The organism is Paenibacillus sp. FSL H8-0548, assembly GCF_038630985.1.
Lineage (GTDB): Bacteria > Bacillota > Bacilli > Paenibacillales > Paenibacillaceae > Pristimantibacillus.
The window spans coordinates 1,911,741-1,937,206 of the sequence record NZ_CP152049.1; the positions used below are offsets into that span (position 1 = coordinate 1,911,741).

A 25,466-nucleotide genomic window follows, 5' to 3' on the forward strand; every position below is an offset into this window, starting at 1 on the left:
ATGATGAGAAAAAATGAACTCATGTTCACATTAAAGGAGTATTATCGCATGCAATCAAAAACAAGCCATTGTAAAATTGTTGACTGCACGATCCGCGATGGCGGACTCGTAAATAACTGGGATTTTAGTGTCGAGTTCGTTCAGCATCTGTACCAAAGCTTGAACGAAGCCGGCGTCGATTATATGGAAATCGGCTACAAAAACTCGCCAAAGCTGCTTAAAGGTGCTGAAAGCGCAGGCCCTTGGCGTTTTCTCGACGATGATTTCTTGAAAAAGGTTATTCCGAATAAAGGTAAAACCAAACTTTCCGCGCTGGTTGATATTGGCCGTGTAGATGAGAACGATATTTTGCCGCGCAGCGAGAGTATGTTGGATCTGATTCGTGTAGCTTGCTACATTCAGGATGTAGATAAAGCGCTGGAGCTTGTACAAGTATTCCACGATCGCGGTTATGAAACGACAATCAACATCATGGCTCTTTCAAACGTAATGGAAAACCAATTGATTGAAGCATTTCAGCTAATTAACGATAGTGTTGTTGATGTGGTCTATGTCGTTGACTCCTATGGCAGCTTGAAGCCAAGCGATATGAGCTACCTTGTTGATAAGTTCCGTCAGCATCTTCCTAACAAACGTCTTGGCGTGCATGCACACAACAATTTGCAGCTTGCCTTTGCGAACACTTTGCTATCGGCAGAGCACGGCGTCGAGCTGCTTGATGCGTCTGTTTACGGCATGGGCCGCGCTGCAGGCAACTGCAACACGGAGCTGCTGGTAGCTGAGCTGAAAAACCCAAAATACAATCTCCGTCCTGTACTCGATATGATCGAGAAATTTATGATTCCTCTTCGTGAGAAGGAAGAATGGGGCTATATCATCCCTTACATGATTACAGGTATTCTAGATGAGCACCCTCGCTCTGCGATGGCGCTTCGTGGTTCCGCAGACAAAGATAATGGCGTAGAGTTCTACGATCGTCTTACGACGCCTGAAATTGCTCACACTAAATAATATGGTTCATAGAAAAAAAGGCACAGATAAGTCGCAATTGGACTTGTCTGTGCCTTTTTTTAATATAGGAAAGTATATCATTTCGCCATACTTTCTCTATATTTCTCCGGAATGAATCGCGCCGCGCCGCCAAAGGACGGCGACAGCTCTTTCACCTTGCTGTGAACTATTGTTCAAGCAGCTCTCCGTCGCCGCGAACGGCTGCCGCTTGATGGGGCTCATTCGGATGGAAGTAGCCTTTGCCTCGAAACGTTTGGCCGCTGCTGGCAACCGCGGTGAGCGCAATGGCAATATCCTCGCTCCGCCCAAACCTGGCCAGCAGCTCCTGATCGTCAACCCCATTAATATCAACATACCACAATCGATCACCGTGCTCGGTGACCCGGACGAGCTCAGCTGTGCTGAAGGAGAGTTGAATCGTTTCCTGCTGATAGATCATTTCAAAAGCGATAATTTTGAATGTTTCCACGGATAAGTCCTCCTGTTAAAAAAGCATGATGCAGTTGATCCTCGGACTCGCCGCATGTCTTGTTTACGATTGTAATGTTGCCAGCCTATTTATGCAACATTTGCTAACCATAATTCGTCAGATTAGGAAATACAAAGATAAGGGGCTGAAAGAATGAAAGAGGGTCATTCGTTCAAAGAGTCTTATAAAAAAAGAAAAGGCTTTAGCTGGTTTGCTGTAATGGGGCTTGCGATGCTGCTTATCCTTAGTGCATGCTCTTCTTCCTCCTCTGAGAATGACAGTGCGAGCACGGGAAAGAATAGCTCGCCAGGCAGCGGAAATGCTGCAGCTGAAAACAGAGAAACAACTAAAAAGGAAATAAGCATGGACAATCGCTTGGATTCGATCGCTGAAGTGCCGCAAAGAGAGAAGGAAGGCGGCAAACGAGGTTATCCAAATTCGGATCATAACGAACAGGCAGGCCAATTAACTGCTGGTGAATGGGATGATTTAACCGCTTGGGAGCGATTCGGGAATTTGCTTAATTCTCAGGAAGCGGACAACAGCAAGCGATTGTGGCAATTTTGGAACTTCAATCGGCTTGAGGTGATTGTGACAGCAAACGGCAAAGCGGTGTCCGATGCAAGCGTGGAGCTTACAGCAGGCAAGAAAACGATCTGGACTGCACGCACAAATACGGAAGGCAGAGCGTACGTTTATGCTGGACTGTTTGAGCGGGATACAGCAAATCTGGGGCAATATACGGTTAAAGTACAGTCTGGACAAGAGAGCAAGACGACGCAGCAGCTTCAAATTCCGCAGCAGGGCAGCGTTAAGGTGGATTTAGGAAATAGCGGGAAGCTGTCCAATCAACTCGATATTATGTTTGTAGTGGATACGACGGGCTCGATGGAGGATGAGCTTAATTACTTAGAGGCTGAGCTTAAGGATGTGGTAAGCAGAGTATCTGATCAGCATTCGAATCAGCTGGACATGCGAATAAGCGCCAACTTTTATCGTGACCGAAATGATGATTATATCGTAAAGCCATATCCATTTACGTCTGACGTGAATAAGGTCATCAGTCAGTTCAGCAAGCAAGAGGCCAAAGGGGGCGGCGATTATCCTGAGGCTGTCGATCAAGCGCTGCAGGATGCGCTATTTGAGCATGACTGGAGCAAAGAGGCAAGGGCTCGGCTGCTGTTCCTTGTTCTAGATGCGCCTCCGCATGATGATGCGCAGGTGATTGATGAGATGAAGAGGCTAACTAAGGAAGCAGCGGCACAGGGCGTTCGTATTATTCCCGTTGCCTCAAGCGGAGTTAGCGTAGACACTGAATATTTGCTGCGCTTCTTGGCAGCAGCGACAGGAGGCACTTATTTATTTTTGACGGACGACAGTGGAATTGGCAGCGGCCATCTTGAGCCGGCTGTAGGCGAATATGAGGTTAAGCTGCTGAACGATTTACTTGTTGAGGTCATTAATCGGTACGCGCAGGAGTAGCGAACAAAGACAAAAGGGCAATTCCTCGGCAGCAGCAGCTGCTCGAAGAATTGCCCTTTTGGTTATATGCTTAAAAGTCTAATAAAGCTTGCCCTGACGATAAAGCACAGTGGATAGCTTCATTACTGCATGGTTGTAGCAGCTTTGGCGCAGAGGGAACGGATCTCCGAAGAATGTCGGCAAAATACCGTTTAACGTTGCTTGCATTTTTTCGTAAAGCATCTGGTAAACCTGCTCTTCACTGAAAAATTGCGTTTCTCTCCCTTGCAGCCACTCGAAATAGGAGACGATTACACCGCCGGCATTCGCAAGTATATCAGGGATAATGATCGTGCCTTTTGCGCTTAATACGGCATCAGCCTCGCCGGTGATAGGTGCATTCGCTCCTTCAACGATGATACGTGCCTTGACGAGCTCGACATTATCTTGATGAACCTGCTCCTCAAGCGCTGCAAGGAACAGTACATCGACGTCTAAGTAAAGGACCTCCTCACGAGGGAGGATTTGCGCCTTCAGGTTAAGGGCGGCAAGAGCTGCCTCCTCAAACGGAAGATCGCCCTGGTGCTGAGCGGTATATTCAATCAAGGTAGGAATAGACAGGCCATCCGGATTGTAGAGTGTCACATTCCTGTCGCTAACCGCGACGACCTTATTGTTTAAATATGAGCATTTGTAAGCCTCCAGCGCGGCGACAGAGCCGACGTTGCCAAAGCCCTGTACGGCGATCGACAACGGCTTGTCCGCGTGCGCGAGCGCGGTTTGAACGAATGGATTTATGCTGCCGGCAAGCCAGCTGCTTTGGGCTCTGAGGAAGTCGTACAGCATATAACGGAAGGTGAAATAGACGCCTTTTCCGGTAGCCTCTTTTCGGCCAAGCGAGCCGCCGTTGATGACGCTTTTGCCGGTGAAGCTGCCAAGGTAAGGGTGGCCGGGATGAATGCTTTTGTATTCGGCCATCATCCAGTCCATTTCGCGCTCGCTCGTTCCCATATCGGGAGCTGGGATATCTTTATCGGGACCCAGCACGTCACTGAAATATTGCACATATTTTTTGCAGATAAGATAAAGCTCTTTCGTGGAATAGTTGCGCGGATTAATAATGACTCCACCCTTGCCTCCACCAAAGGGCACCTCATGCAGTGCGTTTTTGAGTGTCATAAGCGCAGCGAGATTCGTTACTTCATCCTCGCTTACGGATTCGTGGAAACGAATGCCGCCCTTGTAAGGTCCGAGTGTATCGTTATGCTGAATTCGGTAGGCGGGAATACGGACGACATCACCATTATCAACGGTAATTCGCAAGAAGGCTTTATGTACTTTGTTAGGTGTAGATAGAATTGCTGCAAGTGAAAGAAAGGCTTGCTCTCGTGCCTTGTCCTGCAAATTTGGCAAAAAGGCATAGTCTCCCATTAAAGCATTTAAGGATTGCTGTACGATGGCTCCTGTTTGGCTTGCCATAACTAAACGACCTCCTCTGATTTCATGAAAGCGATGATATTCACACGCAGCCTGCATTTGCATATGGATAAGCACTGATGCTGTTCGCGCATGAACCATAACTGTAACATATTGTCACCAGTAAGCCAAAATATAGCCGCGAAAAGTCGTGCTGGCCCTACGCGAATAGTGGATTAAGCACAAAGTAAGCAAACAACAGCTATACACATTTATGTGTGTAGCTGTTGTTTGAAAATATAGGAAAGTATATCCTTTCGCCATACGATCTCTCTATTTCTCCGGAATGAAACGCGCCGGCGCCATAAGGCCAGCGGTAGCCGTTTCACCTTGAGCTCAGCAAATTTAACTGGAATTTTGAACCTCTGTCAAGAAAGTAGACACTAATCCGAGTTACTTTGATGCTGTAAGAGCATAGGTGTGCTTACAGCGAACTTTCGACCTTACACATACGCCGAACTCACTCTGTAAGAACCTCCCGGTTCTTACAGGCCACTAATCCGAGTTACTTTGATGCTGTAAGAGCATAGGTGTGCTTACAGCGAACATTCGACCTTACACATACGCCGAACTCACTCTGTAAGAACCTCCCGGTTCTTACAGGCCACTAATCCGAGTTACTTTGATGCTGTAAGAGCATAGGCGTGCTTACAGCGAACTTTCGACCTTACTCATACGCCGAACTCACTCTGTAAGAACCTACCGGTTCTTACAGGCCACTAATCCAAGTTACTTTGATGCTGTAAGAGCATAGGTGTGCTTACAGCGAACCTTTCAACCTTACTCATACGCCGAACTCAGTCTGTAAGAACCTACCGGTTCTTACAGACCACTAATCCGAGTTACTTTGATGCTGTAAGAGCAAAATTCCATCTAAATTCATGGAAGGTGTATAGGTGAAGGTAAAACGAAGCGAGTAGCAAATGCCTGGTGAACGCGGTTGCAGCCGGATGCTTTGATTTCCTTACTTAGACCTTTTCCAATCTAGTGCACGAAGTGCAGTTTACGCGCATTGACCCTCATTTTCAGCAAATTTGATTGTAGAAAGTGCAGTGCAGCAGCAACACGACACTCTACTCGTCCGTATCCAGAACCTCATCCGCATGTCACAGAGTGCAAGGACTCGAATCCGGTTTTCACTCCATTTACAGAAAAAAAGGCTGACTTAAAGGATAATATTCCTATCTCTTTAAGACAGCCTCGTTTTTTAAGCTACAAGAATTTATAGGTTTTCAATGAAAATAGGCGTAGCTGCCACTGAGAAACGAGCTTTGTTTTTGAAAGGCCGGCGGCGCGTTTCACCTTGTGTTGCGGTCCCGAGCTCCAGCAAGGAAATACTAAGCTTTCACAGCGTTAAGTCAGCTTTAGCAAAATAGAGCTGTGAGGTGCTAAGGTAAACGACAGCTCATTCAAGGCACCAAGATCCTCGCGAGCCCACAAATTGCGAACCTGCGGTGCAGCGCTTAAGCCTAGCTGCTCCAAAGTAACGGTGACCGTATCGATTTGCTCCCCTGCGTTAAACAAAGCTGCATAGGTTGCACCTGCTTCATCCTGTGCGGTCCAGGCAATGCGCTCCTGCTCACGGTAGAGCTGGCGGGCACCGCGGCCGTTGCGATGCAAAGCGAGCACTTCATCGTTGGTAAGCAGGCCTAGAGTCCACTCGTCGTTGTCTCGCAGCTCGCCTCCAAACATAAGCGGTGAGCGGAAAATCGACCATAGCGTCATCATCGTGACCTGCTCGTCTTTCGTAAATCTCGTCCAGCGGTCACTTCCTCCGCCATCAACGGAGCGGATGCCAAGGTGACCGAGCGGCAGCATGTCGCAATCCGGCCATGCACCTTCAGTTAATTTAGGCGCCCACTTCTCGCAGCGCTCGAACATCTCATGCAGCAAATGCCAGAGATCCCAATAATCATCTGTCATCCGCCACATATTCGCAAGCTCCTTGAGCTCCTCCGAATGCTCCAAAGGAGCTGGTCCAGGCGACAGACTGAGCACCATTGGCCTGCCGCATTGTTCAATTGCACGGCGAATCAGTTTAATTTCATCCAAGTGAATGCCATAAAGCCTAGAGGCAGCAATATCATCGACCTTGATGAAATCTACTCCCCAGGATGCATACAAATCGAATAAGGAATTATAGTATTGCTGTGCACCATCCTTCGAGGCGTCCACCCCGTACATGTCCGTATTCCACGGACAAATAGAGTTTGGATGAGCAATGGAGCGTGCCGTCGCTTCCGTTCCGAGCAGTTTGGTGTCGGCATGAGCCGCTTGACGCGGAATGCCCCGCATAATATGAATACCGAATTTTAGCCCCAAGGAATGGACATAATCTGCGAGAGGCTTGAAGCCCTGCCCGTTCGCAGCAGAAGGAAAACGATTGGCGGCAGGCAGCAGGCGGGAATGCTCGTCCATCTCCAGGGGCACGAAAGCGCGATATTGCGATGAATTTGCGCCAGGCTCATACCACTGAATATCTACGACAACGTACTCCCATCCAAAGTCCTTCAAATGCTCCGCCATATAAGCGGCATTGCCTCTAACCTCTTCTTCCGTTACACTGGCGCCGTAGCAATCCCAGCTATTCCAGCCCATGGGCGGTAAAGTGGCATATTGGTGATGCTTGTGTGCTTTAGTCATTTGATTTCGTCCTCTCTGATCGTAATATTGCTCTATGCAATAATCGTAAAACGAAACAGTAGTCAGTGACTAGCACAATTTATTGCGATTGTATGTAAAATATTGCTCTCTAATCGAATTGCAATCGATCGATGGATGGAAGCTCCTTCGCCAAGCGGAAATCAGCGGGAGGAAATCCAACTCGGCTTCGGAATACTTTACTAAAGTAGCTTCCGCTTGCGAAACCTACGGCGTATGCAATCTCTTCCACGGAGAGAGGGCTTGTACGAAGCAGCTGAACCGCTCGCTCGATTCGAAGCTTTGTAACGTAGTCCATCGGTGTAATGCCTGTCGTTTGGGTAAACATTCTTGTGAAATAGTACTTGGAGAGTCCAGCGGCACCAGCAACATCATCGAGGCTCTGCAAGCGGTGAAACTCAGCCTCCATGAATGCCGCAGCCTGCTGGATCGGCTGCGGCCAGCTCTCTTTCTCCTGCTGCTGCGCGGTGCTCGATTGGAGCAGCTCCATCATCAGGCCATAAACAAGCGAAGATGCTTGATAGCTGTTGTGAATGCGATTGCTGCGAGCTTCTGTATACAAGCGCTGCAGGGTGCGTACGACTGCGCTGGACGGCTCAAAGGATGGCGCAATCCCTATTATTTGCAGGAGCTCCTTCCAAAGCCCTTGCAAATGCTGCTGACGGATCAGTACAAAATAAAAGGTCCAATGATCACTGGAGCTTGGCAAGCAGTAGTGATGGTCACCGGGAATTTCTGCGAGAAAGGCTGTTCCTGCATGAATTTCGTGCGTTTCTGCGCCTAACCGGAAATGACCAAAGCCGGAGAGGGTATATTGAAATAAATAAAGCGGTCCGTCAATTCGTTTCATCCCATCCCAATAGTAATCTTGATCAGTTACCTCCTGACAGCCTGTTGCAAACAGCTGATAGATCGGAAGCTCAGGCGGATCTTGAAAGCGATAGCCATAAACACCATAGGGCTGCTGAACAACCATAGAAACGAACACCTCCATTTCATACGCGAGCTTATTTATATAAGTTTAACTTAAAAAATGATCTACTCGCGAAGCGACCAAAACGTAAATTTCTAGTTCAACTTATATATGAACTAAATCAAGTGTTATCTTTTACGTTATCGTAACGCATAGGCTGGAATTTTGGCAAAGCAATGCAGTGAAAAAGGCATGCCCCCATTTGCATAAATGCAAAGGAGCACGCCTTTTATTGAGATATAGGAAGTATACCATTTCGTATACTTTCTCTATATTTTTGGGAATGAAACGTACTGGTGCCGCCTATGGACGGCGACAGCCGTTTCACCTTGGCGAAAGGAGAGCTTATTCCTCGTCCTCTGTTTGGTCGGCAGCATAAGCGATTAAGGCGACGTCGGTGCCGTAGGCTTCCGTTAACTGCTCCTCGAGCCTGCGGATCGCGTCAAGCGCGTCGCTTTGGCTGCTCAGCTCTGCAATTCGGTAATCTTTATCCATTATGATTCACATCCTCTTCCATTTGTAATACTTGTATAATTGGTTTTAATGCTGCGAAATATGCGAAGATACTGTTCAGGTGTGTATTTTCATAGGAAACTTCTTGTCCTTAGACAAGGGCGTCGACAGCCGGTTCACCTTGTTGTATAGGAAACTATATATTCTCCAAATCAGTGGAGAATGATGCTACGCGAGCATCCGGAATTAGGGGGTCTAACCGCTAACGGAAACCAGAGACGCTAAAGTTCCATTTTTGGCTAGCGTCACATTTTAACGGAACAGGGAGACGCTATTACGCAGAAATGAAGCGAAATCGGGCATGTAGGATACAAATAGAGGCGCGTGCTTCCGTTACAATCTTGAAATGAAAAATCAAGGCGATATAGCGTCTTTGGTTTCCGTTAGAAGTGTGAGCTGACGCGTCTGCGATTTCCATTTACCCGCAAGGGTGATTTTGCTCCTCGCTGCGTTGCAATTGTTCTTTTGACAACGGTCTAGTAAACTAATGCTGAATGACATAAAGGGAAGTGACAACAATGAAAAAATCCATACTTCATCATTATGCAGATCGGGCAGCCTCGAAGAGGCGGACAAGTTATTTGACAATGAGCGTACTGCTGCTCATCCTCATAGCATTTGCTTCATTGCTCGTATTGCCAGAGGCTTCAGCTGAGCCTTTAGGTAAATATGCTGCGGTGGAGTTCGACCCCCATGAGCAGGTGGGACATCATCATTCCTCAGACAATAGCAGAGCCGAAGGCATTACGGCTGGAGAGATTTTATTTTTTGCCGCTAGAGCGCTCTACTATTTCGCATTGATGCTTGCATCTGGAATGATGCTGTGGTCCGTTGTGATTCCAGTAGACAAAGATTCCATTGCTCGCAGATTGCTTATAAAATGGGAAGTCTATGCGATGCGTTTGCTTCTGCTTGCTGCATTGCTATTCGTATTTACTCATATTACGCAGCTGTTGAAGGGGTATGATGGCGGCAATCCGAACGAGTGGTTCCGCTTGCTGACGGAAACGTCCACTGGACAGTCATGGCTAGCTATTCTGGTGCTGTCGCTGCTGGGCTTCGCGGTACTGCGGCTGACGGATTCATTCAAGCTTATTTGGGCGCTGCTTCTCGCCGCAGTTGAGAGCTTCAATGGGCATATAATGGCTCTGCCAGATAATACGCTTGCCGTCGTTCTGGATTTCTTACATATTGTATGCTCAGCCTTATGGGCAGGCGGACTTCTTCTGCTTCTGATGTTCTGGCGAGCAGAGCGCAAGGAGGCAGGCAGGTTCGCAGAGCGCTTTACTAAGATTGCTTGGATGACGATTTTAGTATTGACGGCAAGCGGCATTGGGATGGTGGTGCTTCTGCTCCCCGCCTGGCAATATCTATTTTATACAAGCTGGGGCATTATGCTGCTTGCGAAAGGTGTGCTTGTTCTCCTCGTCGCATGTACAGGCTTTCTGCTCCATAGGCGAGCGAAGCAAGGAAAGCTGCCAAATGGCAAGCTTCTGAAGCTGGATGGCCTGCTGATGGCAATGGTGCTGATCATCGTAAGCATATTTACTTATTTGAGTCCTGTTCCGAATACGGAGCCGCTGTCTTATCACAAGATGGGGGATAAGCTGCATTACACCATTCAAATTAAGCCAAACGGACCTGGACCAAATCGCATAAATCTCAAAATATGGCTGCCGATGCAGCTAGGGGCACCAGCTTCCGTTTCTTTGCGGCTGCAAGCAGTAGATCATCCAAATCGCCCTGCGATAGAGGTTCCTCTACGCGCGGCTAGCGGCGAGGACTATTTATCCTTTCCAGGGTTTACAGAGACGGATTACGAATCGGAGAAGGTGGAGCTCTCTACGCGCGGAAAATGGGAGGTTGAGCTTATCATTAAGGATCAGAGCGGTGCGGAGACGAAGGAGCTTATTTCATTCCGTAATGACTAACAGGGAACGGGGGAAGAAACAGACATGTCCTACAAGTGGCTGAAATGGCTTATTCTATGGATTCCGACGATTGCAATCGGGCTATGGGAATATTTGCGCCATACGCTTTTGCTTCCCTTTATTTCAATGGATCTCGGCAATATTTTAGCGCCTGTATTTGTATTTTTGATTACATTAACGCTGCTGCGGGCGTTGTTTGCGAAGCTGGAGCAAACACAGGAAACGCTGCAGCGGGAGCGAGTCGTAAAGGCTGCTTTCGAGGAGCGGGAGCAGCTTGCGCGCGAGCTGCATGATGGCATATCGCAGTCGCTCTTCATGCTCTCGGTCAAGCTGGACAAGCTGGAGCGGGCACAAACGGATTTAGACGCGCAGCAAACGACTGATGAGATCAAAAGAACGGTTCGGCATGTCTATGACGATGTGAGACAATCCATTGCGAATTTGCATGATTCGCCGCTTTCAGCAGATCTAACCTGGATGCAGAGCATCCATCATTTAACTGCGGAAATGGAGCAAACCTGCGGCATCCGCACCTCGGTAGAATGGCGCGTGCAGGAAGGCATGCTGTCGCATAAGCAGAAGATAGAGCTGCTTGCTATTATGCGCGAAGCGCTTATGAATGTGCAGAAGCATGCCAAAGCGGAGCATATTACGATTGTCGGCGAGGGCGAGCTCGGCACCGATGCGCAGGGCAGCTATTTAAGCTGCTCGATTATTGATGACGGCATCGGGGCAGCGGCGGACAAGCTTTATGCGAAGGGGAAATATGGCATCAAAATGATGCAGGATCGAGCAGAGACCATGGGCTGGACTGTAACCATAAAGCAATTAAAGCCTCAAGGCACCGCGGTAAGCATTATCGGAGGGAGTATTGTCAAATGATGAAGGAAACGACGCAGGTACGTGTGTTTTTGGTTGACGATCATCCACATGGACGAGAGGGCATGCGGGATATCGTCTTAAGTGACAGCTCCTTTGCTATTGTAGGAGAGGCAACAAGCGGTGAGGAGGCGATAGCTGCGATCTCAGAGCTGCAGCCGGATCTGGTGCTGATGGACATTCATATGCCCGGTATGGGCGGACTCGAAGCCACTCAGCAGCTTAAGCTGCTGATGCCCGCATTGAAGATCGTTATGGTAACGGTATCGGATGATATTACGCATTTGTTCGAGGCAATCAAGCGGGGAGCGCAGGGATATTTGCTCAAAAATCTGGCTCCGTCCTCTTGGATGGAATATTTACGCGCCATTTCGTTGGATGAAGCGCCCATGTCGAAGGAGCTAGCCTTCCGTTTGCTTCAGGAATTTTCGGTAACCAAGCCGGGCGAACAGAAGAAGCGCGAAGCGGCGAAAGCGCAATTGCTGGACAAGGATGCTGCAATTATGACAACTCCTCTGACCGATCGGGAGAAAGAGGTGCTTGAGCGAGTGGCGACGGGTGCTTCGAATCGGGAGATTGCAGTGGAGCTTGGCTTGTCTGAGTATACGGTTAAAAATCATTTAAAAAATATTTTGCAGAAGCTTCATCTAGGCAATCGGGTACAGCTGACCCGATACGCTTTTCAGCAGGGCATGGTTGAGAGATAGAAAGAGGCCTTTAGTTTTCTTTCTCCGGTTCGTAGGTTGGGCGTGCTAGTAGGATTGGTTCATTTATGAAATAGCGCGATAGGACGAGGCTACGCTGCACTTTGTACAACGTAATCGACGTTACTAGCCTAACTAGGGCACGTACACTGCAGTTTGTGCAGGTCTGTTGATTTTCCAGTAACAGGAAGTGTTATTTGAAAAGAGGCTATCCTTTTTAGTATAAAACATCACAAGAAACGCCGGATGCCCATCGGGTACAGAATAGTGTCGAGCCCCAAAACGGCACCGGCTATCTCCTGGAAGGAATAGGTCTAATAAATAGATCTATTCACACCAAATCCGGCCAAATGGGCACAGAATGTCCGTGCCGCGGTGAAATAGGTCTATTTTTTAGATCTAAATTCTCCCAATTAGCTTAAAACGCTGGAATAAGTCTAATAAATAGATCTATTTACACTAAATTCTGCCAAATGGGCACAGAATGTCCGTCCCGCGGTGGAATAGGTCTATTTTTTAGATCTAAATCTTCCCAATTAGCTTAAAACGTTGGAATAGGTCTAATAAATAGATCTATTCACACATGTTCCCACCCGATGGCTATACTTTCCCTTAAGCCAATACCAGGATAATCAACAGGCCTGTATTTTGTGCAATAGATTGCCTATTCTAGGGTGATATTCGTTGGTTTGGAGCTGATTCTACTGCAGTATTACCATGTAGCCGTCTGAAATAACTCTCATGTAAGGTTTCTGTTGTATGAAGTGCAGTCTAGGCTTCTCTTTTCCTAGCTACCAAACCTTTAAAGGCTCCTAGCAACCTTCAAAGGCGTTTCGAACCCTCCCTTCCAAGGGAGGGCCCCGAGGTGCTGCGCCATCTGGACACCTGCACGTGGAGTAACCTTGAAGGTTATCATTTGCCCCAGTGAGACGTTTGCGGTAGATCGCTATCGTACCAACAGGACACGCTTTCAGTTTGCAATTTAGATCTTAGTTACTTTGTGTTTCTTTCTACGCTTGTTAGGTTGGGCCTGCTAATTATATAAGTTGAATTTAAAAAATGAACTACTCGCGCAGAGCCCAAACGTAAATTTCTAGTTCAACTTATTTTAGATGAAAGGCAATCTCAATTTCCTTGATTCGGGCATCCTCCATATGAACAATTTGTCCGATGCTCTTTGCATCAATGATCGCTTTGGCGCTGTATTCCGCGACCTCCAGCCGGTCAAATGTGTTCAGCAGACTTTGTCCGGTAACGATAACACTGTCGTTCTCGACGATGACACTGGGTGTGCCTTCTTGAAACAGAGCTGACGTCGACTCCGGAGCTTTATAGAGATTGCCATGAGGAACCTTAGGAATGTTGCGGAGCAAAATATAGCTCTCAGGAATGGTGCGTGAATCGAGCTGCTCCTTTGTTACCGCGAATGCCATTACATTTGGCGGATGGGCGATAATAATGGAATTGACATGGGCGTGTGTTTCGTAAATATGCTGATGAAACTTAACGGACCTGCTCGGTGTTTTACCTGCTTCCTTGCGGCCATTGTCGATTCTGACCAAGTCGCTTGGTTTCAAATATTTTCGATCCATGTTATAGGGCGTAATGAGAAAGGAGTTTTGGCTTATTTTTTGCGAGAAGGTACCTTGTGTGCTTGTAAAAAGACGCTGATCGTACGAGCGATGGATGAGCTTGCACATCTCTCTGCGCGCTTCCTTCTCTTCACTGCTATAGGAGGTTGGCATAAATTCAAATATGAGCTGGTTCCGCTTGTCGATCAAATGCTCAGAGGAAAGCGAGATAGGCTTGCCGATGCGGTTCGCTTGAATTTCAAGCCGAGCACAGTAGTCGAGTGTTTCAAAGCGTTGAAATGCCTCAAAAAGATTTTCGCCGCCTACGACTACACCATGATTTTCCAGCATAACGGTGTTGAAGCCTTGCTCGAATACAAGGGCGATATTCTCGCCGAGCTCGAGACTCCCCGGCAATCCATATTTCGCCATGCCAACCTCGCCGCATACAAGGTAATCATTAGGTAAGAGATGAACATTTGGAACCTTCCTGACCATGCTGAACGCAACGAGTGCTGGAGGGTGGGCATGAACGACCGCCTTCAAGTCAGCTCTGCGGCTGTAAATGAGCTTGTGAAACGGATATTCGCTGGATGGCTTATGCTTGCCCACGATCGTTCCATCGTCCTTAACGCATACCATATCCGCTCTTGTCAGCTCGCCTTTATCGATGCCGGCAGGCGTGATCCATAGATCTCCGTTCTCGTCTAGTACGGATAAGTTGCCTCCAGAGGTCGTTGTCATACCATATTCATAAATGCGTTCCATCATCATCAAAATTTGATCGGATGGATGCAGAAGCTCGAATTGCATAGAATCATCCCCCTTCGCTTTTACTTTAGAATACTGCAATTTTTTTTATTAGGATGTGACATTTGTTACATTTTGAACGAAATAACTCGAGCTTGCTGTTGCAACGCCTCCGCTGATTGCATATAATAAAGATTATTGTTTCATATTCGTTATAAAGCGATGATAGAGAAAAGTATGCAGTGCTTTCGCACAGGGAGAAGACGCCGTAGATTGAGAGCGTCTTTGTGAAATTAGGCTGCAGAAGTTCACTCTAGAGCAGGCACCTGAAACGTCAATGCGGCATGCCGCAGGGCGCGAGTAGGGAAGGCCCGGTTCCCGCCGTTATGGGGCTAAGGGATTACACTTCATTGCCAGTTGGCAAGCTGGAGAGTAGTCCGAATTAGGGTGGTACCACGGTTCTTTCGTCCCTTCAGGGAGAGAGGGCTTTTTTTTGTGTCAAGATTTAAGGAAGATGATATGGAGGCGAAGAAGAATGAAGGAAAGATTGGAAGGCTTGCGTACCGAAGCGCTGCAGGAGCTTCAGCATGTAGAGACACCGCAGCAGCTTAATGACTTGCGCGTGAAATACTTAGGAAAAAAAGGTGCTTTAACTGAAATTTTGCGCGGTATGGGTGGACTGAGCGCTGAGGAGCGCCCTGTCATCGGACAGGTAGGCAATGATGTTCGTGCAGCCATCGAAACGGTTATTGACGAGAAGCAGGAAGCATTCCAGCATGCGGAGACGAATAATCGCCTGCTTGCGGAGACGCTTGATGTTACACTGCCGGGCAAGCTTCTGCCAACCGGCGCTGTGCATCCGCTTAATAAGGTAGCTCAAGAAATTGAAGATGTGTTTGTTGGTCTTGGTTATACGATCGCAGAGGGTCCAGAAGTGGAAACTGATTATTATAACTTCGAGGCACTGAATTTGCCGAAAAATCATCCTGCGCGCGACATGCAGGATTCATTCTATGTGACTGACGATATTCTAATGCGTACACATACATCGCCCGTACAGGTTCGGACAATGAAAGCGATGAACGGACAAACGCCGGTTAAGGTCATTTGCCCAGGTAAAGTATACCGCCGTGATGATGATGACGCGACGCATTCCTTTCAGTTCAATCAAATTGAAGGCCTTGTGATCGGCAAAAATATCCGTATGAGCGATTTGAAAGGCACGCTGCTGCAATTCGTGCAGCAAATGTTCGGCTCGCAGGCGCAAATCAGACTTCGTCCAAGCTTCTTCCCGTTCACAGAGCCAAGTGCCGAGGTTGATGTAACCTGCGTGCAATGCGGCGGTAAAGGCTGCCGGATGTGCAAGCAAACAGGCTGGCTTGAAATTTTGGGCTGCGGCATGGTTCATCCGCGCGTACTTGAAATGGGCGGCTACGATCCTGAAGAGGTTAGCGGCTTTGCATTCGGTATGGGCGTTGAGCGGATCGCATTATTGAAATACGGTATTGACGATATTCGTCATTTCTATACGAACGATCTAAGGTTCTTAAGTCAATTCGCAAGAATGTAGCAATGAGAGAAGGGAAGAAGAGCGATGAGAGTATCCTATAATTGGTTAAATGAATATATCGACCTGTCTGGCTTCACAGGAGAAGAGCTTGCTGAGAAAATGACGCGCGGCGGTATCGAGATTGACGTTGTTGAGTCTCGCAATAAAGGCGTAACCGGTGTTGTTGTCGGTTATGTGAAATCGAAGGAAAAGCATCCGGATGCAGATAAGCTGAACGTTTGTAAGGTAGATGTAGGCACAGGCGAGGAGCTGCAAATCGTCTGCGGAGCCAAAAACGTTGATGCGGGCCAGCTGGTTCCCGTTGCTGTTATCGGTGCGGTGCTGCCTGGTGATTTCAAAATTAAACGCGCAAAGCTGCGCGGCGTGGAATCCCAAGGGATGATTTGCTCGGCGAAGGAGCTTGGCTTGAACGAGAAGCTGCTGCCTAAGGAGCAGCAGGAAGGCATTCTTGTGCTTCCGGCGGAGACGAAGATTGGTTCGCCGATCGGCGAGGTGCTCGGAATTGATGATCAGGTGCTTGAGCTGGATCTTACTCCTAACCGTTCTGATTGCCTGAGCATGCTGGGCGTGGCCTATGAGATTGGAGCATTAACCGGTCGCGAGGTGAAATTGCCAAGCCCATCCGTCCATCGCGCTTCGGTGCGCACGGACAGCCTTGTATCTGTTGAGATCAGCGCTGATGAGCATTGCTCACATTATTCTGCACGTTATATTAAAGACGTGAAAATCGGCGATTCTCCATTGTGGCTGCAAAACCGATTAATAGCTGCCGGTGTTCGTCCTATCAATAACGTAGTTGACGTTACGAACTTCGTTATGCTTGAGTATGGTCAGCCTCTGCATGCGTTTGATGCAGACCTCGTGCCGAGCGGACGCATCGAGGTGCGTCTTGCCAAAGCAGGTGAAACACTTGTTACGCTTGATGACCAGGAACGCAAGCTAGAGCCGCATATGCTCGTCATTACAGATGGTCAGCAGCCGATTGCACTTGCAGGTGTTATGGGCGGAGCGAGCACAGAGGTTACGGGCGCAACGGTTAATATTTTGCTTGAATCGGCTAAATTCGATGGCGGTACGATTAGAAAAACGTCGCGTCAGCTCGGACTTCGCTCAGAGTCAAGCGTTCGCTTTGAGAAAGAGGTTGACGCTGGGCGTGTTATTCCAGCGCTGGATCGCGCAGCAGCCCTCATAGCAGACATTGCTCATGGCCTTGTAACGGAAGGTATCGTTCAGGCAACGTCAGCAGCAGTGAAACCAGCCCAAGTATCGGTTTCGCTCGATAAAATTAATGGCTACCTCGGTACGGAGCTGTCGAGACTTGAGGTTCTAACGATTTTTGGTCGCTTGCACTTTGTCTACGAGCTGTCTGAGGGTGATGTGTTCACCGTAGATGTTCCGACTCGCCGCGGCGACATTACGCGTGCGGTTGATTTGATTGAAGAGGTCGCCCGTCTGCATGGCTATGATGAAATTCCTACGACGCTTATTCATGGCGATGTCGTGCCAGGCTCCTTAACGAAGCCGCAATCGATTCGTCGGGAGCTGCGGAGGCGTCTATCCGATGCAGGGCTTCACGAGGTAGTCAGCTATTCCTTCACAGGACCTGAGCGCACGAAGCTGTTCCCTGCTCTTGCTGAGCATACGAATCCCGTTCGCCTGGCTATGCCAATGAGCGAGGACCGAAGCGTGCTTCGCACGACGCTTATCGCACAGCTGCTCGAAACAGCCGGCTATAACCGCAACCGCAAAAATGAATCCGCAGCGTTGTTTGAAATCGGGAGCGTCTTCCATACGGATGAAGAACAGCTGACTCGCTTGCCGCAAGAGAAGCATCGCCTTGCGGCCCTTCTGACAGGCAATCGTTCAGAGGCACAATGGAATGCGAAAGCTGCACAGGTTGACTTCTATGATGCGAAAGGTGTTTTGGAGACGATATTTGCGGTGCTGGGGCTGACGGCAAGCGTATCGTACGAAGCGGCACAGCCTGAGCATTTCCACCCAGGCAGAACGGCTGCTGTTCTGCTTCACACGCCAAAGGGCAATGAGGTGATTGGTTATGTCGGTCAACTGCATCCAGCGCTTCAGCTTGAGGCAGATCTTGCCGATACCTATGTGCTGGAGATCGGTCTTGATCTGATCTACGAGCTGGCTGATTCGGGAATTGAATACAAGGTGCTTCCGCGTTATCCAGCTATGCAGCGTGATATCGCAGTCGTTGTAGACAATGAGGTGGCGGCTGCCAGCCTAACCGGCGCTGCATGGGAAATTGGCGCTGAATTGCTTGAGTCTGTTCGCATCTTCGACGTGTACAACGGAGAAAAGCTCGGAGCAGGCAAAAAAAGCGTCGCTCTATCGCTTGTTTACCGTCATGGAGAGCGTACATTGACAGATGAGGAAGTAACGGAGCTTCATGGCAAGGTTGTTTTAAAATTAGAACAATCTTTTGCAGCAGAATTACGCAAGTAGGCAGGAAACCTTCAAAGCCGCATCGAAATAGTTCCTAGTGAGCTAACGATGCGGCTTTTTCCTTTTAAATATAAGGCATGATTCTGTTTTTCGTGATTATGATGCCTATATTTCAACGGGAAACGAGAATGGCTTTTTCCACTAAGCCACGACAGCTGTTAACGCTCGCTCTACTTGGATAATAGGGGGATTTGCCTTAATGGATGCTGAACAAACGGTTGTTACGGTTGATATATATGGAGTTCAATATAAACTTAAAGGCCATTCCAATGTGGAATATATGAAAAGGGTTGCTACGGCAATCGACGAAAGCATGAAAAAACTGGCAAAGGGCTATCCGAGACTGGATATGCCGAAGCTGGCAGTGCTCTCGGCAGTACAAATTACAGAGGAAGTTTTCCGCCTGAGACGGGATAATACAAGGCTGCTTGAGGAGGAGGCTAGACTTACTTTATTGCTTACGGAGCTTGAGCAGCTCAGCATGCAAGCTACTTCGCTGCAGGCAGAGCTAGCAGAGACGAAGCGTATGGCAAGTGAGCAGCTTCAAAAAGCGAAGGAGGCCGCGGAAGCAGAGCTAGCTGAAATGCTGGCGCTTGCTGCGGAGCAATCGTCGGCACAGCAGGCTGCGGCGACGGAAGCCATCAAGGTGCAGGAAGAAACCATTCTTCGGTTGACTCAGGAAAATGTTGACCGAATTGCTGCGCTGCGGACAAAGAAGGATGCGCAGCTGGAGCAGCTCCAAGCTGAGAAGGAAGCAGAGCTTGCTGAGCTGAGACGCAGCAAGGAGGAAGAGCTGACTGAGCTGGCGCATGTTAAAGCTGAGGAGCTTTCTGATTTTAGCAGCAGGAAAGCATTGGAGCTGCTTGAGCTTCAAGAACAGAAGGATGCGGAGCTGGCAGAGCTAAAGCATGTGGCTGATGCTGCCATTGATGAGCTGCGAATTGAAAAGGATGCGGAGCTGAATCAGCTCCAGACGAACAAGGAAGCGGAATTAAGCCAGCTGAGAAGTGAAAAGGAAGCAGAGCTTGCTGCGCTGCTGAAGGCTAAAGAAAATCAAGAGGTTGAGCTTGAGCTCGAAAGGGAGATCCAGCTCGCGGAGCTCGAACGCTTGAAGTCAGAGGAGCTGGCTGCATTAAGAAGCGAGAAGGAAGAGCGGCTCGCAGCGTTAATCGCTGAGCATGAGGCTGCGCTCTCCAGCGTGACGTTAGAGAAGGAAGCGCTGCTGAGCGAGCATGAAGCAAGCTGGCAAAGCAAGTGGGATGCACGCGAGCAGAGCTGGCTCTCACATACAGAAGCGTCACAACTAGAGCTCGCTCGCCTTGGCGAGGAACGAGAGCAGTCGTGGAAGGTGCAAGCTGCTCAGGCGGAGCAGGCATTCCGTGCTGATCTTGAGCGCAGACGAAACGGCTGGCTTGAAGAGCGCAGTAAGCTGCAAGCACAGGCTGCTGAGCTTCAGCAGGGCTGGGACGCTGATAAGCAAGCATTTGAGCAGCGCATCGCTCAGGTGGACGAGCAGCTGATGCAGTCACTGGAGCAGGAAGAGGTGTACCGTACCTCTTATGCCCAGCTGGAGCAAGAAGCAAGCGCACGGGAAAGTGAATTGGAGCTTGTGCGAAGCGAGCTGACTGGCACGCGCGATCAGCTTGAAGAGCTGCAAGCGGCTAAAGCTCAAGCAGCAGAGCAGATTCAGGAGCTTGAGCATAAGCTTACTCATGAGCGCAGCCACGTCTCTGCTGCAGATAAGCGAGCATCTGATTTGCAGCAGCGCTTGAAAGAAGCGATAGAGCTTCAGCAGGAGCTTGAGCAAAAGCTTCAGCAGCTCGAAGGCGAACAGAAGGAGCAGGAGCAGCAGGTGCTTCAGCTGCTGCTTAAGCAGGAAGAGCTAGAGCTCATAGCTGAAAATGATAGAGAAGAGCACCGAAATACGCTGCGCATAGAGCTGGAGCAGCAGCGCGATTCCTTGAAGCAGGAGCATGAGCAGCAGCTTCGTTCCCTAGAGGAGGAGCAGAGGCAGCTGATATTAGCATTGCGTCTCGAGCAGGAGGAGCAGCTTAAAGTTGTCGAAGCGGAGAACGATGAGCTGTTCAAGCAGCTGACGGCAGAAAGCAATGAACGTTATGAGCAGCTGGCAGCTGAACGTGATTCACAGTATGAGCAGCTCGCAGCAGCACATAAAGAGCAATTGTTGAAGCTGACTAATCAATATGAAGAGCAGCTGCTGGAGCAGGCTTTGCAGCAGGAAGAGCAATTGAAGCAGCTTGTACGGGAGCATGAAGCACAGGCAGCCGGCCAAGCTGCGGAATACGAAGCACAGGCTGCACGCACCGCAGCTGAATACGAGAGCAAATATAAACAGCAAGCGGATCAATATGAAGAGCAGCTGCTGGAGCAGGCCTTGCAGCAGGAAGAGCAATCGAAGCAGCTTGAGCGTGAGTATGAAGCGCAGGCAGCCAGCAAAGCTGCGGAGTATAAAGCACAGGCTGCACGCAGCGGAGCTGAATACGAGAGCAAATATAAACAGCAAGCGGATCAATATGAAGAGCAGCTGCTGGAGCAGGCCTTGGAGCAGGAAGAGCAGACGAAGCAGCTAGTTCATGAATACGAAGAGAAGTCCAAGGCGTTTGCCGTTCAACAATTAGCTCGCTCCGAGCAGCTGGCTGATGAGTATGAAGAGCGGTATAACAAGCTTGCCGCCGAGCAAGAGGAAGAGCGCAGGCAATTGGCAAATGAACGCGAGGAGCGTTTATTGGAGCTAGCTGTCGAGCATGAAGAACAGCTGCAGCAGCTTATTGTGAATCATGAGGAGCAGCTGCTTCAGCAGAAGCATGATTATGAAACATCGATCCAAAAGCTGCAAGTTCAGCTCGCTAAAATTGAATCGATAGCAGCTTCTGCTGCGGAAGGCGAACAAACGTATAAGACGGAGCTTGCGAAGCTTCAGGAGAAGGAGAAGGAAGTGACGGAGCAGCTTGAATGGACGGCTGCGCGCGAGCGTATTGCTGCGCAGCAGCTGGAAGCAGCTGCCGCGCGCGAAAGTGAGCTTAGTGAGCGTCTGCAAGCTCAGCAGCAATACGCTGAGCGAGTGGCTGCTGAGGCGAAGCAGCTAGAGCTGGAGCGACAAGCGCGCGAAGCGGAAGAAGCGACGCTGCGCGCGCAGCTGGAGAGAGCGATGCAGGAGGCAGCGGCGGCATCTGAGCTGGAGGTGGAGCTTAATGAGCATACATCGAAGCTTGCAGTGGAGCGTGACGAGGCTGCGCGCAGAGCGGAGAGGCTTAGTCTTGAGCGTGATGAGGCAGCAAGCGCATTGGAGTCGCTCTCTTATGAGCGAGATGAAGCGACACGTGCAGCAGAAAAGCTGGCCGAGGATCATTCCGACCTGCTAGAGCAGCATCATAAGCTGAAAAACGAGTATTCAAAGCTGCAAACCGAATATAATGAGTGGATTGAGCTTATCGAGCACAGCTAATCCATAGCGAACAAAAAACAGAAGCAGAGAGCAATGGCATATGCCAACGCTCTCTGCTTCTGTTTTTTTTATTATAGGAAAGTATATCATTTCGCCATACTATCTCTATATTTCTCCGGAATGAAACGCGCCATCGCCATAAGGATGGCGACAGCCGTTTCACCTTGATTGAATTATTGAACGATTGTTTTTGCCATAAGTGCTAAATCAGCAATGTCAATAATGCCGTCATGGTTGACGTCCGATTTACGAATCAAATTCCAATCGGGACTTGTTGAATTTTTACCATAGCTTACAGCTGCAATTGCGAGATCGCCAATGGTCACTTTCCCATCTGCGTTATTATCTCCCGGTACGGAAGCATTGACCGAGCTTTTAAAGGCTTGCCAAGCTTGATTTAGGAGGCTGGCTGCATGATCAATGTCTGCTTGATTTACTGCGCTTTCAGATCGTGCTTTGGCTTCAGTAATTACCGCTAGCAAGGCAGCTTTCGAGCCAACGGGGTATTGCCCAGGCAAACTGCCTTCCACCGCTGCAATCAGAGCAGCCTGCGTCTCCGCAATTAACGTATTTAATGCTTCTTTGTTCAGATTATTTGTGGCTGTGATTTGTACGCTATACTTGATCGGGGCAAGGGTTGTCTCCACACCGGTTGAGCCGGCAATTTGCGCTCGCGAGAGCGTAATACTAGTATTCGCTGCCGCTTTAAGCGTTTTCCAAGTTATTTGAAGCAATTCCCCATCAGCGGTGACGGCATGATCAGCTCCTAGACTTGCAAGAAGAATACGAGCCTCTCCAGGAACATCTGTATTATATTCCATGACGTTTAGACCTTCCTTCAGCGAGGTTGCTGAAACAAGCTCCAGCGTAGCGGGATCATAATGAAATGTAAGGTCATGAGCGTAGATGGCATCCTCCAAGTCAGTTGGTACATGGGTTAATCCATAGCTCACCTCAAGGCTGCTTCCTAACGGAATTTCAGACAAGCCGGTAAGTGTCCCGATGATATCGGTTTCTGTTGGAGCAGTTGGATTCGGTACATCAGCCTTATACATTGCAGCATAGTCCAAATTCACATTGCCAATACTATCCGAATCAATCCGATAGCTGATTACATTTTTACCTGCTTTTAACTCTAAGCGTTCAGAAGCCGTAAACCATTCATCCCAGCTGATTGCTGTTTTATCCGGCGCAATGCTTTTGACTTGTATACCATTTACGTAGACATTGATTTTTGCCCGTGCAGGCAGCTGTGTCGTAGGATTATTTGTAGATTCTCCATCCGCCTGTACACCGTAAGCATATCGGACAGCTACGATATAATCGCCAGCTTCTTCAGCATTTACAACAAAGCTTGCTTCAGCTCCCGATTTTTTCGGCAAGTTAATATAACCCGTTCCTTGATAACCCGCATGGCTGTTGTCCTTGGCAATATCTCCAAAGAGAATAGCATCTTCAGCCTGATACATATCTCCTTGTCCCAAATCACCTGAAGGCAGTGGCAGCCATTCATAGGGAGATACAGGCTCGCCAAAATTAGGCGTTCCATCTTCATTCCAATCGAATTTTTTAATGTTTACTTGCCGCCACCAGTTGCGTCCGGTATCTTGATATACTCTTGAATGATAAATCATCCAGTCTTCCTTGCCATCCGCCGATTTTACAAAACCAGCTCTAGCAGGACCAGATACATCACCAGTAGCGACAAAAACATCATTTGTACGGCTCCAGGAATTCGGATTTAAAACATCGCCATCTACGTGCGTAAAATAAGATAGACGATAACCATTTGATGCATAGTCGCCTTCTGACATGGTAATAAATATTTTCCCATCCCTTTGCAATACACGAGGGCCTTCCCCGCCTCCGCCTGGCAAGAAAGAGCGATCTGCTGTAATCGTATAAGGGTTGTCCATTGGCGCAATTGCCGGACCAATCGGCTCTCCGGAGCCTAAAGTACCCCAAACCGCATATAACTGTCCATTATGCTCAAATACGGTAAAGTCGTTTGCTTGTTTATACGTACCATTTTCACCCGTATATAAAGCTCCTTTATTTACATATTCACCTTGCGGATCAGCAGTAACGGATTCGAGTACGGTCGCCATATGTCTGTAATCAAATTCTCTTAAGTCAGCACAGTAATAAATATACCATTTGCCGTCCAAGAAGAAGATTTCCGGAGCGAAAATACGGGTTTGTGTACCCAGCGAATCGAATACCATGACCTTTTCCCCTTGGTCAGTGAGGGTGCGGGATTTGGATACATAAACTTTATTGTTAGAATCCAAGTTGCTGGAAGATACAAAGTAATAAAAACCGTCTTTATACGTTACAAATGGGTCCTGTCCTTGATATAAGGGGTTGTTGAATTTATCTGACACAGAAGAGCTTGTGACTCCCATTTCCTTCATAAAATCAGAACGAGCAATCGCTGCGGCCTCAATGGCCTCTATTAATAATTCGACCTTGTCTCTATCGCTAATCGCTCTGTCATCAATCGTGTCAAGCAGCTCAGCCGCAGTTATTTTTGCTGCAGTCAGGTTGGTTGATGCGCTCTCTGTTACTTTGTCTGCAAAGTTTTCAGTTAAATAATCTATCTTTTGAATTTCTCCAGTCAAATCATTTTTTTTAGTTGAAATTGTCCGATCTGGGGGCAAATAAAGCGCTGATTCTGGAACAACCTCTTTACTTTGACTCGCACTTTCCCATTCCATACGAAGCCAAGTACCGCCCCAGCCTTGTAAATATTCAACTTTTATATCATAATGTTGTCCTGCTTCCAAAGAAACTGGAATACTAGTTTGCGGAATTTCCCATTTTTGCTGCCAAAAGTCGATGATCAGCTCTCCATTAATCCATAATCTGAAGCCATCATCACCTTCCATATGGAAAGTATACTCTTCTGAATATTTAGGCACGATAGTGCCCGTAAAACGCGCAGTATTAAAGTCGGGTGTTCCTGAAAATTGATTGAATATGCTAGAGAAAGAATCGCCATTTAAATTGCCTACAGCTCTTTCTCCGCGAAAATCATCGAAAGTAAATACGCTAATATCTTCTCGATCATTAGGGTTTCTTTCGCATTTAAAAAACTCACCCAACAATCCGTGACCATTCATAGCTGGATCTGCTGCAAGAGCTTTCATGGGCATGCTAAACATGCCTATGAAGAGGGGAATTGCCAGGAGTACTCCGAATATTCTTTTCATAACTGTTCCTCCTATTTTGTAATATGTTTCTACTCCCCATGCGGGAAAGCTTTGCTATATGTTTTCTATTGCGATAGTGGATGCGAATACTCCCTCCTTTTCCATCGTAATGTGCTTCAAACTTAACATATTTAATAGAATATATATTTGTGATTTCCGGCTTTTTTTTGTAATTTACTACCTTTTTTTGAAATATAGGAAAGCACAAGTTTCACATGTATACTCGCCGGAGAGCGGATAACGAAAGCTAACGGAAATCAGAGACGCTAAAGTTCCATTTTTGGTTAACGTCACATTTTAACGGAACAGGGAGACGCTATTGCGCAGAAATGAAGCGAGATTCAGCATGTAAA

The 25,466-nt window shown here is 48.2% G+C and carries 15 protein-coding genes; 8 read left to right on the forward strand and 7 right to left on the reverse strand.

Annotation, left to right across the window (positions count from 1 at the left end):
- Positions 1–48: 48 nt before the first annotated feature.
- A complete protein-coding gene (locus MHI37_RS08055; protein ID WP_076336234.1) occupies positions 49–1,011 on the forward strand; it encodes an aldolase catalytic domain-containing protein in 963 nt (320 codons plus the stop codon).
- Positions 1,012–1,177: 166 nt separating this feature from the next.
- Here MHI37_RS08055 and MHI37_RS08060 read toward each other — a convergent pair whose 3' ends face one another.
- Positions 1,178–1,480 (reverse strand): hypothetical protein, encoded by a 303-nt coding sequence (locus MHI37_RS08060; RefSeq protein ID WP_076336233.1) that lies wholly within the window; start codon positions 1,478–1,480, stop codon positions 1,178–1,180.
- Between the two features lie 153 nt (positions 1,481–1,633).
- Here MHI37_RS08060 and MHI37_RS08065 point away from each other — a divergent pair, with 153 nt between their 5' ends.
- Positions 1,634–2,962: a VWA domain-containing protein gene (locus tag MHI37_RS08065; RefSeq protein ID WP_076336232.1), complete on the forward strand. Its 1,329-nt coding sequence runs from the start codon at positions 1,634–1,636 to the stop codon at positions 2,960–2,962.
- Positions 2,963–3,040: 78 nt separating this feature from the next.
- On the opposite strand, the gene MHI37_RS08070 is transcribed toward MHI37_RS08065, so the two are convergent.
- From MHI37_RS08070 to MHI37_RS08085, 4 genes are all read right to left on the reverse strand, one after another.
- Positions 3,041–4,420 carry a Glu/Leu/Phe/Val dehydrogenase gene (locus MHI37_RS08070; RefSeq protein ID WP_076336231.1) on the reverse strand — a complete coding sequence of 460 codons (1,380 nt, stop codon included), beginning with the start codon at positions 4,418–4,420 and terminating at the stop codon, positions 3,041–3,043.
- Positions 4,421–5,770: 1,350 nt separating this feature from the next.
- Entirely contained in the window at positions 5,771–7,060 is a 1,290-nt protein-coding gene (locus tag MHI37_RS08075; RefSeq protein ID WP_076336230.1) for a glycoside hydrolase family 27 protein, read from the reverse strand.
- Positions 7,061–7,169: 109 nt separating this feature from the next.
- Positions 7,170–8,054 carry an AraC family transcriptional regulator gene (locus MHI37_RS08080; RefSeq protein ID WP_076336229.1) on the reverse strand — a complete coding sequence of 295 codons (885 nt, stop codon included), beginning with the start codon at positions 8,052–8,054 and terminating at the stop codon, positions 7,170–7,172.
- Positions 8,055–8,396: 342 nt separating this feature from the next.
- Positions 8,397–8,546 carry a hypothetical protein gene (locus tag MHI37_RS08085; RefSeq protein ID WP_179090179.1) on the reverse strand — a complete coding sequence of 50 codons (150 nt, stop codon included), beginning with the start codon at positions 8,544–8,546 and terminating at the stop codon, positions 8,397–8,399.
- Positions 8,547–9,082: 536 nt separating this feature from the next.
- Between MHI37_RS08085 and MHI37_RS08090 the strand changes: the two genes are divergently transcribed.
- From MHI37_RS08090 to MHI37_RS08100, 3 genes are read left to right on the forward strand one after another with little or no spacing between them, the layout of a single operon-like run.
- Entirely contained in the window at positions 9,083–10,495 is a 1,413-nt protein-coding gene (locus MHI37_RS08090; RefSeq protein ID WP_076336228.1) for a CopD family protein, read from the forward strand.
- Positions 10,496–10,519: 24 nt separating this feature from the next.
- Complete coding sequence (locus MHI37_RS08095; RefSeq protein WP_076336227.1) at positions 10,520–11,377, forward strand: histidine kinase; 858 nt, start codon at positions 10,520–10,522, stop codon at positions 11,375–11,377.
- Positions 11,374–12,081 carry a response regulator transcription factor gene (locus tag MHI37_RS08100; protein WP_076336226.1) on the forward strand — a complete coding sequence of 236 codons (708 nt, stop codon included), beginning with the start codon at positions 11,374–11,376 and terminating at the stop codon, positions 12,079–12,081. The genes MHI37_RS08095 and MHI37_RS08100 overlap by 4 nt, the downstream gene beginning before the upstream one ends.
- 1,100 nt (positions 12,082–13,181) lie before the next feature.
- Here the strand turns inward: MHI37_RS08100 and MHI37_RS08105 are convergent.
- Positions 13,182–14,462 (reverse strand): class II aldolase/adducin family protein, encoded by a 1,281-nt coding sequence (locus MHI37_RS08105; RefSeq protein ID WP_076336225.1) that lies wholly within the window; start codon positions 14,460–14,462, stop codon positions 13,182–13,184.
- A gap of 472 nt (positions 14,463–14,934) precedes the next feature.
- Between MHI37_RS08105 and pheS the strand changes: the two genes are divergently transcribed.
- The 3 genes from pheS (at position 14,935) to MHI37_RS08120 (ending at position 21,901) form a co-directional block, all read left to right on the forward strand.
- Positions 14,935–15,969, forward strand: coding sequence for a phenylalanine--tRNA ligase subunit alpha (gene pheS / locus MHI37_RS08110; protein ID WP_076336224.1), 1,035 nt, complete (start codon positions 14,935–14,937; stop codon positions 15,967–15,969).
- Positions 15,970–15,993: 24 nt separating this feature from the next.
- On the forward strand, positions 15,994–18,435 hold the full coding sequence (gene pheT / locus MHI37_RS08115) for a phenylalanine--tRNA ligase subunit beta (RefSeq protein ID WP_076336223.1): 2,442 nt from the start codon (positions 15,994–15,996) through the stop codon (positions 18,433–18,435).
- Positions 18,436–18,634: 199 nt separating this feature from the next.
- On the forward strand, positions 18,635–21,901 hold the full coding sequence (locus MHI37_RS08120; protein ID WP_076336222.1) for a hypothetical protein: 3,267 nt from the start codon (positions 18,635–18,637) through the stop codon (positions 21,899–21,901).
- A gap of 173 nt (positions 21,902–22,074) precedes the next feature.
- On the opposite strand, the gene MHI37_RS08125 is transcribed toward MHI37_RS08120, so the two are convergent.
- Positions 22,075–25,113 (reverse strand): family 43 glycosylhydrolase, encoded by a 3,039-nt coding sequence (locus MHI37_RS08125; RefSeq protein WP_076336221.1) that lies wholly within the window; start codon positions 25,111–25,113, stop codon positions 22,075–22,077.
- Positions 25,114–25,466 lie beyond the last annotated feature (353 nt).

Excerpts from the sequence above, each read along its gene's own strand:
- MHI37_RS08055 (WP_076336234.1), top strand. The coding sequence starts at position 49 with ATGCAATCAAAAACAAGCCATTGTAAAATTGTTGACTGCACGATCCGC.
- MHI37_RS08065 (WP_076336232.1), top strand. The coding sequence starts at position 1,634 with ATGAAAGAGGGTCATTCGTTCAAAGAGTCTTATAAAAAAAGAAAAGGC.
- MHI37_RS08070 (WP_076336231.1), bottom strand. The coding sequence starts at position 4,420 with ATGGCAAGCCAAACAGGAGCCATCGTACAGCAATCCTTAAATGCTTTA.
- MHI37_RS08075 (WP_076336230.1), bottom strand. The coding sequence starts at position 7,060 with ATGACTAAAGCACACAAGCATCACCAATATGCCACTTTACCGCCCATG.
- MHI37_RS08080 (WP_076336229.1), bottom strand. The coding sequence starts at position 8,054 with ATGGTTGTTCAGCAGCCCTATGGTGTTTATGGCTATCGCTTTCAAGAT.
- MHI37_RS08085 (WP_179090179.1), bottom strand. The coding sequence starts at position 8,546 with ATGGATAAAGATTACCGAATTGCAGAGCTGAGCAGCCAAAGCGACGCG.
- MHI37_RS08090 (WP_076336228.1), top strand. The coding sequence starts at position 9,083 with ATGAAAAAATCCATACTTCATCATTATGCAGATCGGGCAGCCTCGAAG.
- MHI37_RS08095 (WP_076336227.1), top strand. The coding sequence starts at position 10,520 with ATGTCCTACAAGTGGCTGAAATGGCTTATTCTATGGATTCCGACGATT.
- MHI37_RS08100 (WP_076336226.1), top strand. The coding sequence starts at position 11,374 with ATGATGAAGGAAACGACGCAGGTACGTGTGTTTTTGGTTGACGATCAT.
- MHI37_RS08105 (WP_076336225.1), bottom strand. The coding sequence starts at position 14,462 with ATGCAATTCGAGCTTCTGCATCCATCCGATCAAATTTTGATGATGATG.
- pheS (WP_076336224.1), top strand. The coding sequence starts at position 14,935 with ATGAAGGAAAGATTGGAAGGCTTGCGTACCGAAGCGCTGCAGGAGCTT.
- pheT (WP_076336223.1), top strand. The coding sequence starts at position 15,994 with ATGAGAGTATCCTATAATTGGTTAAATGAATATATCGACCTGTCTGGC.
- MHI37_RS08120 (WP_076336222.1), top strand. The coding sequence starts at position 18,635 with ATGGATGCTGAACAAACGGTTGTTACGGTTGATATATATGGAGTTCAA.
- MHI37_RS08125 (WP_076336221.1), bottom strand. The coding sequence starts at position 25,113 with ATGAAAAGAATATTCGGAGTACTCCTGGCAATTCCCCTCTTCATAGGC.